This is a genomic window from Solibacillus cecembensis (assembly GCF_050272495.1).
Classification (GTDB): Bacteria; Bacillota; Bacilli; order Bacillales_A; family Planococcaceae; genus Solibacillus; species Solibacillus cecembensis.
Genome location: NZ_JBNNMF010000013.1, coordinates 1 through 16552, shown reverse-complemented (window position 1 = coordinate 16552; position 16552 = coordinate 1). Strand labels below are relative to the sequence as shown.

Genomic DNA, 16552 nt, shown 5'->3' with positions numbered 1-16552 from the left:
TTATTCATTTTAAATTGTGGTTATAGACCTACTCGGCCCATTCCGTTAATAATTTTATCGAGTGTTTCATCGACTACTGTAATCATACGAGCGTTGGCATTATACGCTTGTTGGAATGTAATCATATTCGTCATTTCCTCATCAAGTGAAACTGAGTTATGTGAAGCACGGTTATTTTCAATTTGTAAAGCTAGCGTCCCTGAGTTAAACTCTAACTTTGCCGCTTGCTCCCCTTTAACTCCCAAATCCCCAACTAATGATTTGTAATATGTTTGGAATGTTCCGCCCTGTAAACCATTTTGCACTGCTGACTGAAGCTTCGAAAGCTCCAACATGTTTTTATTATTTCCTTCTTCACCATTTGTATCTGACGCAGCAATTTGCTTAGGATCTGTAATAACAACTTTAATGTCTTTTGCAGTTGTACCTGAGAAGAAGTCACCTTGTGAACCATCTAAGCCAAAGCCCTGACTGTGCACTTTATTAAACTCTTCTATAAATGTCTTTGCTAACCCGTCTAATTTTGCAATCATTTCTGGGTATAAACCTTTGCCATTGCTATGACCAAATGCATCGACTAGTGCGGCTAACTTTCCTTTACTCTTTTCTAAATTGTCGTATGTAACATTTACTGTTGTTGATTCTGTTGGTGGACGGCCTATGTCTGCAATTGCAAAACCTCGGAATTCGTTATAGCCATCTGTTGTTAGATTATCAACATCACCGTCAATTACTTTCCCTGCTGAGTCCATTGGATTTAAGTGTGCATATTCTCCACTTTGTACAAGTGTAATTTCATTTCCATTTGCAGGCTTAAACTTAATTGTCATACTTCCTTCAGCAATTGCAAGGGCATTCCCGCCTGATTTTTCAAATGAAACGGAAACTGGGATTAAGTCGTTTAATTTATCTAATAACACATCACGTTCATCGTAAAGGTCATTTGGCATGTATCCATTAGGCTCAACTGTTTGAATTTGTTGGTTCAAATCAGCAATTTGCTTTAATAATGAGTTGACTGTTTTTGTATTGACGTTAATTTCATTTCCAATATTTCCTTGGATTAACTTTAATTGCTTATCAATATAACTGAATGATTCTGCTAAACCTTGACCTTTAGAAAGCATTACTTGACGAGCTGCTGCGTCCTTTGGATTATCGTTAATATCCTCCATAGATTTCCAAAATTCGGTAAATGCTTGGTTAAGACCAAACTCTGATGGCTCTGACATAATGTCTTCCATTTGAGAAATTGATTTTGTTGTTGATTGCCAGTAACCTAATTTGTTTGTTTCTTGGCGAAATTGACGATCAATAAACTCATCTCGAATACGTTGAACCGAGTGTGCTTGAACACCCGTTCCGATATGACCTGCTGTTTTCATTGTGTTTAAGCCGCTTCCAGGATAACCTGGTGTTGTTTCCATGTTCACACGTTGGCGAGTATACCCTAGAGTGTTAGCATTTGAAATATTATGTCCTGTTGTATAAAGCGCACTTTGTTGTGTATATAATCCACGCTTACTTGATTCAAGCCCCATAAATGTTGAGCGCATATAATTTGCCTCCCTTAATTGTAATCTATTGTATTTTGTTCATTTCATCAATTACGTCCAGGCATAATTGCGTCCAGATTTTTTTCGAGCGAGCTCAAAAACTCCCCTAAAAAATCTGTGACATCCGCCGGAGCTTAACTTGATTCAGCTGGGCTTTGAACCCCGCTGAATTAAGTTAAACTGTGAAATCCGTCGGTATTATGCCTTGAATTCAGTAAAAGATTTTTTGCTGATGTTAGATTGTCTGTGCACCTCGGCTCCAGAATAATTAAATTGCTCTTGTTGGCTTGGGCGCATCGCATCTAATGTAATATGAATCATCTGCAATGAGTTGAAAACCATTTTTTGATTTAAGTCATTTTGATTTTTCAGCGTTTCTAATACTTTCATTAGGCGTTGACGCACATCTATTAACGCTTCAGCGGATTCAGTTGTGCTAGCTGCATCAATCACATCAGCTACAGTTGGGATGTCAGTGAGAGCAATTCCTTTTGCTCTTAGGTAATCCGTTACCATCGACTGACGCTGTTGCTCAAGTGTATCAATAGCCGCTATATGGGCTTGCTCATTTTTTATGATTTGATCGAGCTTTTCCATATCGCCTTGCTTAATATGTTCTGTTTTCGCAATCGCTAATTCGAGTAAGCTTTTGTGCATCTTCTCAAGCTTTTCGAGTGTTGCGATGATATTAGTAATCGACATAAAATAGCAACTCTCCCTTACTTGAACGATTCGTTTTGTAAATTTTTCATCTGTTAGCGGCGATAGTATTTCAGCATATCTTCTGCCACTTGACGTGCATCGACCTTATAATTGCCTGATTGAATTTCTTCTTTTAACTTTTGCACTTTATTTGCGCGTTCACTTGCATATGCTGACGTTCCTTGCATTTCTTTTGCTTTGGATGAAATTTCAATTTGATCGGCAAATGATTGTTTAGATTTTAAATTATTTACCGAGCGCTCTTGATTTTTATAAGAATTGATCGCTTGAATTCCAATTGGATTAATCTTCATTATTCATACCTCCCTAGATTATTCATCTGTGCTCTCTACTTAATATTTCGACTGCATCATTAAATTGTTTACGTTTCTATAAGAAAATCATACATTTTCTTTCCATAATGCAGTTTTATATTTAAATTTTGGTATTTATTAAGTTCTTACCTTTTACCCACTACATTAATTATTATGCATGTGTAAACATACTTGCGTCCAGTTTTAAAAGGGTGCTAAATATAGGAAAAATCGAAGCCATAGTTGACTTCGATTCGGAATTATCTTCTCTTTTTATCTGCCAAATATGTTCCACGCTCTTGGTTTACAATACCGTCTCTGAAATCCTTCGCTGCATCAAATGTTCGTAAATCTGATTTCAAACTTCCTTGACATGCCTCACAAAGTTTCCCACTTGTCGTCAAATGTCCGCAATTATCACAAGGATAGCCTAAGTTCGGGAATACTGCTGGATGCAACTTGCCTTTTCTCACCCATTTATATAGTAATTCACGGTCAACACCCGTCGCTTCTTCTATGCGATCAACATTTGCTGCTCGATTTTCACGTTTGCGTAAAAAACGGTACACAACCTGATACAGATCCTCTTCCTTTAGCGCACATTTGTGGCAAACTTCTCGTAAACCAGTATAGTTAAAAAACTCGTCACACATTGGGCAATTTCTTAATTCTGCCATTTTTATCGCTCCCATCAATTTCGAACTTATTATTTAGTTTTATTATACATCAGAAACTATGCTTTGTACGGGTTTGACCATTCATTTATCAGCCATGAATTAGCGTGAATGCACGAACTTCCATTGCTCCCGCTTCCTTCAATGCTCTTTTCGCATGCTGAATTGTTGTCCCTGTAGTATAGATATCGTCAATTAATAAAATATTTTTATTCCTTATTTTAGAATGTTCAATGATTTCGAAAAGCTGCGGCGTTTGGAGTCTTTCTTGCCGTGACTTTAAAGACTGCTGTTCTCCAGTTATTTTTATTAAATGATGTTCAAAAGGAATATGAGCCGCTTTTAATAATTCATCTACATGTGCAAAGGTTCGTTTCTTCAAACTATCGACATGCATCGGAATTGGCACAATGATGGATTTTTCATGTTTTAAATGCTGCTGGAGCACTTGATTAAATACATGTGCAAGTAGGATATCGTGTAAAAATTTATAGCGGTGTAAAAAATCCTTCATTGTCTCATTATAATGAAATAATGAAACCGTTCCTTCCTCCTCTTGTGTCTCGATCCGTTGAAACTTTTTTTCACAACTCTCGCATATCGTTTTGGGTAATTCTCTCTTAAACAGCTCTTTCCAGCCAAATGTAAATTGCAATGACCTTTCACATATTAAACAATGCGTAATTTTTTGTTGCATTCGCGCCTCCTATTGCAGCTGTCGATTGAAATCGAGCATTCGTTTTTTCGCCAAATCCATTTCTGCAGTAATGCCGTGATGAAAAAAGACAATATCCCCATTCGGAAAGTCTTTATTGCGGCCAACGCGGCCACTAATTTGAATGAGCGCACTTGCTGTAAAAATTGAACTTTCCGCACCAACAACGGCTACTTGTACATTTTTTATCGTAATGCCCCGCTCTAATATCGTCGTCGTCAATAACCCCTTTCTTTGCTCATTGCGCAACTCTACTTCTTTCTCTTTTCGATCCGCATCTTCCGCATGAACAGCCGCAATAGATGCATCAATTTGTTGAAATAGCGGAATCGCCTTCTCCATTAAATCAATTGTAGGAAAGAAGATAAGGAATGGTTCATTATTCGTTAGTTTTTGTTGGAGCCAGTTTCGTAGTTTTATTGGAATTTGCCCTTTTTGAAAGGTTTTTTCATAATTCCATAGTGCTTGAAAGGTAGGAATCGGTAAGGGCTGGCCATGAAAACGGCGCGCAATAAAAGAATAGCCCCATTGCTCCTTCGTTTTTCTTGTTAATAATGTTGTGGAAGGAGTGGCGGTCACATAAGCGGTCGGTGCCTCTTTCTTTTTCACTTTTATGACAGCTTGTTGAAGCGCTTCGTCCATCGTATACGGAAAGGCATCTGCTTCATCCACAATCATAACGTCAAAGGCATTTTCAAAGCGGTATAGCTGATGGGTCGTCGCAAGAACTAATTGCGCAAAACCTTGCTGCTGTGGCGCATTGCCATAATAAGCGTGAATACAGGTTTTTGGGAAAACTTGTTGGAAACGAGGGAATAATTCTAAGACAACATCGGTCCTAGGGGTCGCGATGCACACGCGCTTGCCTAATTGCAAAGCTTCATACACTGCGGGAAATAGTACTTCGGTTTTTCCAGCTCCACAAACTGCGTGGATCAAATGGTTGTTCTTTTGTAGAATGCTTCTCGTTAATTCTTGTGCAGCTCGTGCTTGATTTTTCGTTAATTGACCTTGCCAGTGAAAAGTATGGGATTGGGGTGTTTTTTGAGGGTGTTCATTTTTCCAAAGTAATAATTCATCACAGCTACACATGCGCCCCATCGTAATACAATAGCGACAATAATGGCATATTTCCCCGCATTTTGCACAATGAAATGACACGAACTTCCGACTGTTCGTATTTAGGCAACGGCGGCATTGTCGAATAGGTTGGTCTAATACGGCGGGTAATACTTCAAAATAATGATGTTGGATATAGGTGTTAATTTTTTCTTGTGGAAAAGGTGTATCACGGCGCAACCAAATTCGACCAGTGAAAAAGTTTCGGATTTTCGGTTCTACGAGTAATCCTTTGTAACGGCGGGTTGTTGGGAGGCTTCGGAATTTTTTGTTCAAATGAGTGGGTCCTTTCCTATTTGGAGTTTGTATGAAGGGTGAGCTAGAAGTTTGCACTATAAATTATCAGGGATTTTTTATGAGATTGCGGTTTCGGGGGTTCATATAAAAAAATGCCATGTAATGAGAGAGTGGCACCTATTTTGTCTATTATCAACTGGCAGTTTAGCCACCCTAAATAAGCACATAGTTTTATGAAAATTTCTAGTAGCATTCTTACATAGAAAAGTGTTTTTTTTTTGTAAAACTTGTATAGTAAGCGGACTTTTCACCCCGCCCCATACTTCAATTGATTTTAAAAAATAGTTACTACATTTTACATGCAGTAACTATTTTTCATTTTACTATTTCTTCATCCAACCCATTGCAATGGAACCTTCACCTAAATGCGTCCCGATAACTGGTCCGAAATAGCTTAATGTGAACTCTACTGAAGGATACGTTTGTGCTAAAGTATTCATCCAATCACGCGCCTCTGCTTCACAATTTCCATGAATGACGGTCGCTTGTAATGAACCATGTTTTTCAATAGCTAAAACGAGCTGATCTTCTACTTTGCGCAACGCTTTTTTACGTGTACGAATCTTTTCGAATGGCACAATTACTTTGTCCTGGAAATGAAGGATTGGTTTTACTTGAAGCAAGCCACCAATTAAAGCTGCTGCTGCCGAAAGTCGACCTCCGCGCTGTAAATGTCCTAAGTCATCTACAACAAAGTAAGCATCCATTGTTGTTTTCAATTCTTCTAGATGCATCATAATGTCTTGCCCAGATGCACCTTGTTCCGCAAGTTTCACGGCCTCTTTAACAAACATACCTTGTACATAACAAGCAACCTCTGTATCAAATGCATGAACATTGATGTTTTCTACCATATTACCAGCTTGTACTGCCCCTTGGTATGTACCACTAATTCCACTTGATAAATGGATCGTTACAACATCGTCATAATCTTTTGCTAATGTTTCAAAAAGCTCTACAAATTTCCCAATCGGTGGCTGCGTCGTTTTCGGAAACTCTTTCGCACCGCGCACACGATCGTAAAATTCAGAAGCTGTAATATCAATTTCTTCATCATAAACTGTTCCTTCAATATTAACGCCTAAAGGAATCATATGAATATTATATTGTTGGCGTTCTTCTATAGTTAAATATGCTGTACTATCTGTAACAACCGCTGTCTTCATCTAATTCCCCACTTTCCTATGCTCCCTATCTTACCTTATGCCATTACAATTGTGAATGAAAATATCGTTGGAAGTGCTACAATATTTTCCGATTATTATACGAAAAAAACACCTTGCATTAGTTATACAAGATGTTTCTACTATTTATTCATTACCGATATAATAAATACTCGAAACTTTCCATTGATCTTCTTTCACAAACACCGTTACTTGACGGCCATCAGCTGCGAGTTCTGCACCTGTTTCCATTTCTTTCGTCTCTGTTTTTAAATTCGAGAAAACTTGTGCTTCATTTTCTTTATATTTAACAATCGTCACATCTTGTGCTTCGCGATTGATATCATATTGTTTAAAAACTTTCGTTACAGCTTGTATATCTTCCTCATATTGAAAGCCTTCTGCATTTTTAGATATAATATTTTTATAACGTTCTAAATCTTTTTCATTAAAGGCTGTAATATATTCGTCAAAGGCTGCTAATATTTTTTCTTTTTCCTGTTGTGGAACACCCGATGCTTCTTGGATTGTATCTCCTAAAATTTCAAAACCAACCGTACCCTCATCAATTTCTTTTCCCACATCTTTTGTTGTCGTATCTTCTTTATTACCACATGCAGTAAGTACAAATAGTGCCATTACTGCTATAAGCCATTTTTTCATAGATATATACCCCTCCTGGAAAACATTTTAGCATAGAATTCACAAAAATCCTATGTCATCTAAGGTTCTGTATGTAGTCCGATATATAAGACGAACTTTTTTGGAATGTGTTGCCTTATTGGATGCAAAATTAATAATATTTACACCCATTCCAAAAATTTAATACCTGTTATTTGCGTGAATTTTTGCTGAGTTTCATGTAATTGGCTGACCTATCCGTCACTTTCTCAATTCTATCCACCACTTTTAACATTCTATCTGTCTCCGCCATAAACACCACCAATATTTACCACTCGAATAACAAAAAACCAGTAAACAAACGGAATTCCGTTCATCTACTGGCTAATCAGTCTTTCCTGCCTTCTTATGTAATTAGGCGGTTCTTAAAATCCCCCTGCATTAACGAGCAATAAGGATTTCATCCATTAAACATTGTTTTACTTTATCGTACTTCAACCCAACCGTTTTTGATTGCTGTTACAACGGCTTGTGTACGGTCATTTACGTTCATTTTTTGTAAAATGCTTGAAACGTGATTTTTAACCGTTTTTTCTGAGATGAATAATGTTTCACCAATTGTACGGTTAGATTGGCCATCCGTTAATAATTGCAATACTTCACATTCACGCTTCGTTAATAAGTGGAATGGACGTCGAATTTCAGTTTGGTGGAAATTCCCTTTGTTTTCGTGCTCAGATAAGCGACGGAATTCTGCAACTAAGTTTTTCGTTACTTTCGGATGTAAATAAGAACCTCCGTTTGAAACAACTTTAATGGCATCGACAATTTCATCTGCATCCATTTCTTTTAACATATATCCTAAAGCACCTGATTTCAATGCATGTGTTACATATGATTCGTCATCATGGATGGAAAGGACCATCACTTTCGCATCTGGGAATTCGCTCACTAAATCAGCTGTTGCCTCTATCCCATTTTTTCTAGGCATATTAATATCCATTAATACGACATCCGGCATACTTTTAGCATATAGGCTTACCACATCTGTACCATCATCGCCTTCTGCCACTACTTCAAATGAATCCTCAAAGTCTAAAATTCGTTTTACTCCTTCACGGAATAATTGGTGATCATCTACAATTATAATTTTTGTCATTTTATTACCTCCTTGATTTCTCTTTAATCTCTTTATAAAACTTCTTCATCATTAGTTGGATAGGGAATTTTGAATAATACGACTGTTCCGTTGCCAACTGAACTATTAATTTCGATTGTTCCTTTTAATAAATCAATCCGTTCTCTCATGCCAATAAGTCCAAACGAATCTTCTCTTACATTTTCCATATCAAAACCGTTGCCATCATCTTTTACAACAATATTGATTTGGTTACGCAGCCATTCAATTTTCACTGTAATCACTCGAGGTTCTCCATGCTTTAAAGCATTATTCACACTCTCTTGAACCAATCGGAAAATCGATACCTCATAATTTGAAGAAATTCGCTGTTCATTGTTGTATGACACAAATTGAATATCGACCCCAGGATTGTATTCCATAACAGTAGATAAATATTTTTTCAATGTTGGAACAATACCTAAATCATCTAATGCCATTGGTCGTAAATCATAAATAATTCGTCTTACCTCGTGTAGCGCATTGCGGACATTTTCTTTTAAATCACTTATTTCTTGAAATGCAGCGTCTACTCCCTTTTCACGGTAAGTACGGTCGATTAAGTTCGAACGCATCAACACATTTGCCATCATTTGCGCTGGACCGTCATGAATTTCCCGAGATAAACGCTTTCGTTCTTCCTCTTGGGCTGCGATAATACGTATTCCAAAATCTTGCTTAACTTTTGCTTGTTCTAATGCTGCACTAACATTTTTTAAATCCGACGTTAAGTAATTAATTACGATATTCACTTGGTTTACGATATGGTCTGCCCTTTTAATCGTATCATAAAGTGCTTTCATACGTCTTTCCAAATCATCACGTTTATTTCTTAATTGCCCTTCGCGTTCACGGCAAAGCGATAAATCTAGTTGTACTTTAGTCGTATTTTCATAGGCAACTCGCACTTGCTCTTCTGTTTGCTCACTAAAAGTTTTACTCACAATGACAAGGCGTTGACGGGATAGTTGTAATAATTTTTCTAAACTATCACTTTCATCTATTAAGATACTAATTTCTTTTCGAACAATTTCAAGTTCATTTCGCATATCTTCAAAGCTTCTACGACTTTGTTCGCTTATTATAAATATATCATCTTTAGAATTCGTAATGGTTTCTAACATTCTATTAAAAATTACATCCAGCGAGGCTATATCTATTTTATCATTCGGAAACATTACTTTTCCCACCCTCATACGATTGAATGTTGTTTGTCAATTCGACCTCAGCATTTTTTAGCTTGAGCCTTACTGTTTCATTCAGTTTTAACATATCCTAATTTTAGTGCATATTTACCATACTCCACCGCATAATAAGGTATGATAAATTTGCTAAAATGAGTTAACTCTATCTTTTTATTCATTTTATACTATAATACTTAACTATTATAGCATTAATAAAGAATATTTTAATCAATTTTATAACTACCATATAAATCGCTATATGTAAATTAAAGGAGATTATAGAATGAGAAATAACTATTTCACTGTCAAGGGTTATGGTGAGTCTGAAATAATCCTCTCAAAGTCACGTTTTATCACTTATGTTGATCGTGCTGAAACTGAGGAGGACGCCCTACTATTTATCGACAAAATTAAGAAACTTCATGCAAACGCTACTCATAATTGCTCCTGCTATATGATTGGAGCGCATGACAATATCCAAAAGGCCAATGACGACGGGGAACCTAGTGGCACAGCTGGCGTTCCTATGTTAGAAGTGTTAAAAAAACAAGGCCTTAAAGATACTGTCGTTGTCGTTACCCGTTATTTTGGCGGGATTAAGCTTGGTGGTGGCGGCCTCATTCGCGCTTATGGTAAAGCGACTACAGAAGGACTTCTTGCAACACAAGTTGTAGAACGCAAACTGCATTATTTAATGAATGTAACCATTGATTATAACTGGCTTGGCAAAGTCGAAAATGAAATTCGTGATTCTTCTTATAACCTGCAGTCCATTGATTATGCCGAAAATGTTGAAATTTTTGTTTTCGTATTAAAAGAAGAGGAACAGCAATTCATTGAATGGATGACTGAGCTCACGAATGGCCAAGCTTCAACAACTCGCGGTGATGCACAATTTATCGAGTTTCTTCGAGGTTAATAGACATTTTTTAATTTACGACTACAGTATATGATAGTATAATATAATGGATTGCAAATTTACAGATAATTTATTCACAATCTATTATCCCTACACTAGAGGAGAATCATTATGAAAAATATAAAAAAGGCAAAAGGTTCTTCTAAACTTTCGCTTATTATAAAAGTTACATTAATATTAGCGTCATCTTTCCTAATTTGCGCCGCTACTTATGGCATGTACTTAACAAAGAAAGCAGAACACGCTGCAGACACTGCCTTTGAAGAAATTGAAGACCGTAAAATTCCAGATCAACGTGAAGTAAAAGTGGAGCCTGAGCAAGATAATGTTTCCATCCTGTTTTTAGGTGTGGATGACAGTGAAAAACGTGGACAAGGTGCAGATCACTCTCGTACAGATGCGTTGTTACTTGCCACACTGAATAACAAAACAAAAACGGTGAAACTTTTAAGTATTCCCCGTGACTCTTATGTCTATATTCCACATGTAGGTTACCGAGATAAAATTAACCACGCCCATGCTTATGGCGGTACAAAAGCAACAATTGAAACAGTTGAAGAATTATTCGAAATTCCAGTTGATTATTATGTACGCATGAACTTCCATGCATTTATCGATGTCGTGGATGCATTAGGTGGGATTGAAGCAGAAGTTCCATACAGACTGAATGAACTCGATGAAAACGATAAACGTACAGTTAATTTACAACCGGGCTTACAAACTTTAAATGGTAGAGAAGCATTGGCATTAGCTCGTACACGTAAGTTAGACAGCGATATCGAGCGCGGTAAACGTCAACAAGAGATTATTAAAGCAATTGCAACAAAATCGGCATCATTCACATCTATTACAAAGTACGATGCGGTACTTGAGGCTGTCGGCAACAATATGAAAACAGACATGACCTTCGATGAGATGAAATCATTCTTTAGCTACTTATCAAACGGTATGCCACGCATCGACGCGTTAACATTAGAAGGCTACGATGATATGTCTACAGGGGTTTATTATTACAAATTGAAGGATGAACCATTAGAAGAAACGAAAAACATTTTACAAAGTCATCTCGGTCTAATCCCAGATTCAACAGAGCTTTCAGGAATTAATTCTAATTCAGGATTGAATGTTGAACAAACGCAAGTCGAAAATAATTCAATTAATAGCGTACAATAATGACATACAAAACACCCAAAAAGACTTAATCAGTCCTTGGGTGTTTTTTGATGATGTTTTTCCACTGCAATTTCGGTTAATAGACATTCTAGCTACTCTACCTCACTCTAAATTACAGATGACTGCTCCATCTTAATTATGACTCCGAAAAAACACAAAAAATCCGCTCACGTATAAAAATGTGAGCGGTTTTTCGTTATTTATTAAAGATTCGTACAAAATTTAGTAACGGTTTATAGTTTTTACCTGCTAATCCAATAATCTCTACAAATAACTCAATCGCTACGAGCAATACTGTAATAATGAGGATTGCGCCCCAAACACTTGCCATTGAGAAGATGATTGCAAATAAACCGAACATCGCAGCCATTGCATAAATTAATAACACGACCTGGCGATGCGAGAACCCTAAATCTAATAAACGATGATGTAAATGCGATTTATCTGGATCCGACCATTTTTGCTTCATTCGGAATCGACGTACAATCGCAAAGAATGTATCCGAAATTGGAACACCTAACATAATCACAGGGATAACAAAAGCAATAACCGTAACGTTTTTTAACCCTAAAAGTGCGATTACTGAAATCATAAACCCTAAAAATAGCGCACCTGTATCCCCCATGAATATTTTCGCTGGGTGGAAGTTGAAAAATAAGAAACCAATTGTTGCGGCAGCTAAAATGGATGCCAACGCAATGACAATTCCGTCCCCTAAAAGCATCGCCGTTGCTGCCATTGTAATTAACGCGATTGTTGAAACACCTGCTGCTAAACCGTCTAGGCCATCAATCAAGTTAATCGCATTCGTAATACCGACAATCCAAATAATCGTCAAAGGAATACCTAACCATCCAAATGATAGTTCCCCACCGAATGGTAAATTGACTATTTGAATGTGAATACCTCCACCAAATACAACGATACAAGCAGCAACAATTTGCCCTAGTAGCTTTGCCTTTGCCGAAATTTCACGCATATCATCTATAACACCCGTCAATACAATGATTGATGCGGCAATTAAAATCGCATATAAATATTCACTTTGGAAACCCGTAACAACTTTTAATAAAATAATTCCGATCATAAATGCAGCGTAAATTGCCAATCCACCAAGGCGCGGCATAATACGTGCATGTACTTTTCGATAGTTTGGCGCATCCACAGCACCGATACGGATAGCTAAACGCTTCACAAGCGGAGTAAGTAAAATGGACGCTAAAAACGCCACGATTAAAGACACATAAATCATGTCTGTCCTCCTTAAAATAAATAGTTTTAACTTTTTCCGGTCAATACCGGACACATTTACATAAAATCTACATTCATATTCACCGTAAGTATAGCATGTACATTAAATAAAATATAGAAATAAAATTCATATCCATCTTGTTGCATATAAAAAAGACAAATTTCGACATCTATTTTCTCCAGTTTCTTGGATTTCCTAACGTCTGGTGGTCTTTCTAGACAAAGTTTGATAAAATAATCTAGTGTCTACTATATGAAGGTAGACCATTTTAAAGGAGCGTACAAACATGTTCTCAATTTTCAAACGCAATCAAGAGCAAACAAGTGCTCGAGAGCTTAAGAAATACTACAAAACTGTAGAACAAATTAACAAACTAGAAGCGATCTATAGTCCCATGTCGGATGAAGAGCTTCAAAATATGACATTTCAATTTAAAGAACGTATAGACAAAGGTGAAGAACTGACAGCCATTATCCCTGATGCTTTTGCTGTTGTTCGTGAAGCCTCGAAACGTGTTTTAAACATGCGCCATTTCGATGTGCAATTAATCGGCGGGCTTGTCCTAGTAGAAGGAAATATTGCTGAAATGCCAACAGGTGAAGGGAAAACTTTAGTTGCCTCTTTACCATCTTACGTGCGTGCATTAGAAGGTAAAGGCGTTCACGTTATTACGGTAAATGATTATTTAGCGAAACGTGACTTTGATCAAATTGGACAAATTCATCGTTTCCTAGGCCTTACTGTTGGATTAAACGTACCAATGATGGAGCCTGATGCGAAAAAAGAAGCTTACAACGCGGATATTACGTACGGTGTCGGAACAGAATTCGGCTTCGATTATTTACGTGACAATATGGCCTTTACAATTGCTGATAAAGTACAGCGTCCATACCACTTTGCTATCATTGATGAAGTTGATTCTGTATTAATCGACGAGGCTAAAACACCATTAATTATCGCTGGTAAAATGGGGGCAAACGAAGAGCTACACCGTATTTCAGCAATGCTTGCGAAGCGCTTCAAAATGGATGAGGACTATGATTTCGATGACGAAACAAAAGCGACTTCCCTAACAGACCAAGGTATCGAAAAGGTTGAAGCAGCATTTGGTATTGATAACTTATACGATTTGGATCACCAAACACTTTATCATTATGTCATCCAAGCTGTACGTGCGCACGTCATGTTCGAACTTGATGTAGATTACATCGTCCGTGAAGATAAAGTCGAGCTTGTGGATATGTTCACGGGTCGTATTATGGAAGGTCGTTCTCTTTCTGACGGCTTACACCAAGCGATTGAAGCGAAAGAAAACGTAACAATTACAGAAGAAAATAAAGCACAAGCACAAATTACGATTCAAAACTACTTCCGTATGTATCCGAAATTATCAGGGATGACAGGTACTGCGAAAACACAAGAAAAAGAAATTTTAGAAGTTTACGGCATGTCTGTTATTCAAATTCCGACGAACCGTCCACGTAAACGTATCGACCAAACGGATTTAGTGTTTGAAACGACGGATCAAAAATATGAACATGTTGTACAAGAAGTCATTCGTCGACATGAAAAAGGTCAGCCTATCTTAATCGGGACAACTTCTATTTTGCAATCTGAAAAAGTGGCAAGTTATTTAAAGAAACATAACTTAGATTTCCAACTTCTAAATGCAAAAACGGTTGAGCAGGAAGTGGAATTAATTTCACAAGCAGGACAAAGAAATCGTATTACGGTTGCAACAAACATGGCCGGACGCGGAACGGATATCGTTTTAGGCGATGGTGTTGAAGATTTAGGTGGCCTTTATGTACTTGGAACAGAAAAGCATGAAAGCCGTCGTGTCGACAATCAGCTGCGCGGTCGTTCTGGTCGTCAAGGTGACCATGGTGAAAGTCAATTTGTCCTTTCTCTTGAGGATGATATGTTGAAGCGCTTTGCTAAAGAAGAAGTAGAAAAATTCCTAAAAAAAATGACTACGAACACTGTTGGTCGCATTGAAAACAAAGAGATCCTAGAGTTGGTTAACCGTACACAACGTATTGTAGAAGGTTCACACCTTGCTATGCGTGAATACAATTTAAAGCTAGATGACGTCATTAATGACCAACGTCGCATCGTTTATGATTTACGCGATACAATTTTAAGAAACGAAGAAATTCTTTTACTATTAGTTCGAATGATGTATGAAACAATTGACTTCGCAGTTCGTGATAACGCACCTGAGGACAAAAACGTTTCTGATTGGGATTTCGACAAGATGGAACGAACAGTCAATTCATTATTCTTAACGTCTGTTACAATTGACCGCGATGAAACTAAAGTTACGAAGCTATTAGATGCTGTTGATCCTTCTGTAAAAGAGTTAAAAGCAGTAATCGAGAGCTTTGCAGATAACGAACAAATGATGGCGGCTATTCCTCAAGTAATGCTCGGCTTCATTAATAATATGTGGGTAAAACATTTAGAACAAATGTCTCACTTAAAAGAAGGTATTGGCTTACGTCATTATCAACAAGAAGATCCAATGCGCATTTACCAACGTGAAGGCTTAGAACTATTCGGCAAAAACTATCAAGAACTTCGCCGCGGTATTGTAGAAGAACTTGTTACATTTATGAAAAACTTAAAGATGAACGTGGAGGAATAAAACATGGGTTTATTTGATTTATTTAAAAAAGGCGATAAAGTCGGTAAAGATAGCGCTATTGATTCAAAATCACTTGTACAAACAAAAGAAAATGCTTCTAAAAGCGATGCAGACCGTGATGTTGTGACAAAACTTTCTTATCACCCAGACTGGAATGTGCCACAAGAGCAGCAATATGTATTTAATTTCTTAGCGAATGATTTAGCACCATTAAAGCCAAATCAATTATCATTATCAGCGATTAATATTGATCCAAATCCTGTAAATGGTTCTTGGAACGTAAAGGCATTCTTCCGTTCTTCTTTATCAGAAGCGATTGAGCTTGGTGATATTGAGCTTTTAATTTTAGATAAAGACGATAATCGTTTAGCTTCTCACTATTTTAACTTTAAAGATTTAGGCGTAATTCCAGCTGAAAGTGCGCGTCCATGGATTTTCACTTTCCCAACAGCTTCAATTACAACGGAAGAAATGCCTGAAGAAGGATGGAAAATCTCATTCAACCTGTTATCATTACGCGGTCATCAGTTAGATCTAGATGAAACGTGGCAAAAACAGCTTCCAAAAGAAGAGCAAGAGAAATTAGCGGACATCGTGAAAACTTTACCAAAGCTAGGGAAAACAGAAGTAAACTTTACTGGCTTACAAGCAAAGTTAAATAACGATAAAAGCTTGCATGCTTCTATTTTCATCCGTAATGGTCATGAAAAAGCGATTAACTTAGAGCAGCTACCACTTGAAATCGTTGATGCTCGCGGTGTCGTTGTTGCTAACGGTTCATTTAAGCTAGATCCAATATTAATTGTACAACCTAATACAACAAAGCCTTGGACATTTATTTTCCCAGCGAATTTGGTGAATGTAAAAGGAATTGATTTATCACGTTGGACAGCGCGTGTCACTCAATAAAATGTAAGTCACGTTTGAAACCCCCATCACATTGGATGAGGGCACTGAAAAACTTGCGTTTTTTATATCCCATTGGCGAACGTAAATTAAAAAAGACGCTATTTTGTTCGATTCGAACAAAATAGCGTCT

General features: G+C 37.2%; 15 protein-coding genes. 4 read left to right on the top strand and 11 right to left on the bottom strand.

What is annotated here, in order from left to right; genetic code table 11:
- Nucleotides 1-20 precede the first annotated feature (20 nt).
- The 10 genes from flgK to ACQKIH_RS12605 form a co-directional block, all read right to left on the bottom strand.
- Nucleotides 21-1556 carry a flagellar hook-associated protein FlgK gene (gene flgK, locus ACQKIH_RS12650; protein ID WP_427766494.1) on the bottom strand — a complete coding sequence of 512 codons (1536 nt, stop codon included), beginning with the start codon at nucleotides 1554-1556 and terminating at the stop codon, nucleotides 21-23.
- A gap of 198 nt (nucleotides 1557-1754) precedes the next feature.
- A complete protein-coding gene (locus tag ACQKIH_RS12645) occupies nucleotides 1755-2258 on the bottom strand; it encodes a flagellar protein FlgN (protein WP_057984419.1) in 504 nt (167 codons plus the stop codon).
- A 53-nt stretch (nucleotides 2259-2311) separates the two neighbouring features.
- Nucleotides 2312-2572 carry a flagellar biosynthesis anti-sigma factor FlgM gene (gene flgM, locus ACQKIH_RS12640; RefSeq protein ID WP_057984421.1) on the bottom strand — a complete coding sequence of 87 codons (261 nt, stop codon included), beginning with the start codon at nucleotides 2570-2572 and terminating at the stop codon, nucleotides 2312-2314.
- Nucleotides 2573-2832: 260 nt separating this feature from the next.
- The gene (locus ACQKIH_RS12635; RefSeq protein WP_057984423.1) at nucleotides 2833-3249 is read right to left on the bottom strand and encodes a TIGR03826 family flagellar region protein; all 417 of its coding nucleotides are present in this window, start codon (nucleotides 3247-3249) and stop codon (nucleotides 2833-2835) included.
- A gap of 88 nt (nucleotides 3250-3337) precedes the next feature.
- Nucleotides 3338-3943 carry a ComF family protein gene (locus tag ACQKIH_RS12630; protein WP_427766489.1) on the bottom strand — a complete coding sequence of 202 codons (606 nt, stop codon included), beginning with the start codon at nucleotides 3941-3943 and terminating at the stop codon, nucleotides 3338-3340.
- A gap of 9 nt (nucleotides 3944-3952) precedes the next feature.
- Nucleotides 3953-5356, bottom strand: a complete 1404-nt coding sequence (locus tag ACQKIH_RS12625; RefSeq protein ID WP_427766487.1) for an ATP-dependent helicase ComFA — start codon at nucleotides 5354-5356, stop codon at nucleotides 3953-3955.
- A gap of 344 nt (nucleotides 5357-5700) precedes the next feature.
- Nucleotides 5701-6543 (bottom strand): DegV family protein, encoded by an 843-nt coding sequence (locus tag ACQKIH_RS12620; protein WP_057984429.1) that lies wholly within the window; start codon nucleotides 6541-6543, stop codon nucleotides 5701-5703.
- Between the two features lie 144 nt (nucleotides 6544-6687).
- Nucleotides 6688-7203 carry a nuclear transport factor 2 family protein gene (locus ACQKIH_RS12615; RefSeq protein WP_057984431.1) on the bottom strand — a complete coding sequence of 172 codons (516 nt, stop codon included), beginning with the start codon at nucleotides 7201-7203 and terminating at the stop codon, nucleotides 6688-6690.
- 442 nt (nucleotides 7204-7645) lie between these two features.
- Nucleotides 7646-8320 (bottom strand): response regulator transcription factor, encoded by a 675-nt coding sequence (locus ACQKIH_RS12610; protein WP_057984433.1) that lies wholly within the window; start codon nucleotides 8318-8320, stop codon nucleotides 7646-7648.
- Between the two features lie 32 nt (nucleotides 8321-8352).
- Nucleotides 8353-9516, bottom strand: coding sequence for a sensor histidine kinase (locus ACQKIH_RS12605; RefSeq protein WP_057984435.1), 1164 nt, complete (start codon nucleotides 9514-9516; stop codon nucleotides 8353-8355).
- Between the two features lie 289 nt (nucleotides 9517-9805).
- On the opposite strand from ACQKIH_RS12605, the gene ACQKIH_RS12600 reads away from it, so the two are divergent.
- Nucleotides 9806-10441 (top strand): YigZ family protein, encoded by a 636-nt coding sequence (locus ACQKIH_RS12600; RefSeq protein WP_427766483.1) that lies wholly within the window; start codon nucleotides 9806-9808, stop codon nucleotides 10439-10441.
- Nucleotides 10442-10552: 111 nt separating this feature from the next.
- The gene (locus tag ACQKIH_RS12595) at nucleotides 10553-11614 is read left to right on the top strand and encodes an LCP family protein (RefSeq protein WP_427766481.1); all 1062 of its coding nucleotides are present in this window, start codon (nucleotides 10553-10555) and stop codon (nucleotides 11612-11614) included.
- A 196-nt stretch (nucleotides 11615-11810) separates the two neighbouring features.
- On the opposite strand, the gene ACQKIH_RS12590 is transcribed toward ACQKIH_RS12595, so the two are convergent.
- Complete coding sequence (locus ACQKIH_RS12590) at nucleotides 11811-12866, bottom strand: glycosyltransferase family 4 protein (protein ID WP_057984441.1); 1056 nt, start codon at nucleotides 12864-12866, stop codon at nucleotides 11811-11813.
- Nucleotides 12867-13152: 286 nt separating this feature from the next.
- On the opposite strand from ACQKIH_RS12590, the gene secA2 reads away from it, so the two are divergent.
- Nucleotides 13153-15513 (top strand): accessory Sec system translocase SecA2, encoded by a 2361-nt coding sequence (secA2, locus tag ACQKIH_RS12585; RefSeq protein WP_057984443.1) that lies wholly within the window; start codon nucleotides 13153-13155, stop codon nucleotides 15511-15513.
- A gap of 3 nt (nucleotides 15514-15516) precedes the next feature.
- Entirely contained in the window at nucleotides 15517-16422 is a 906-nt protein-coding gene (locus tag ACQKIH_RS12580) for an accessory Sec system S-layer assembly protein (RefSeq protein ID WP_057984445.1), read from the top strand.
- Nucleotides 16423-16552: the final 130 nt, after the last annotated feature.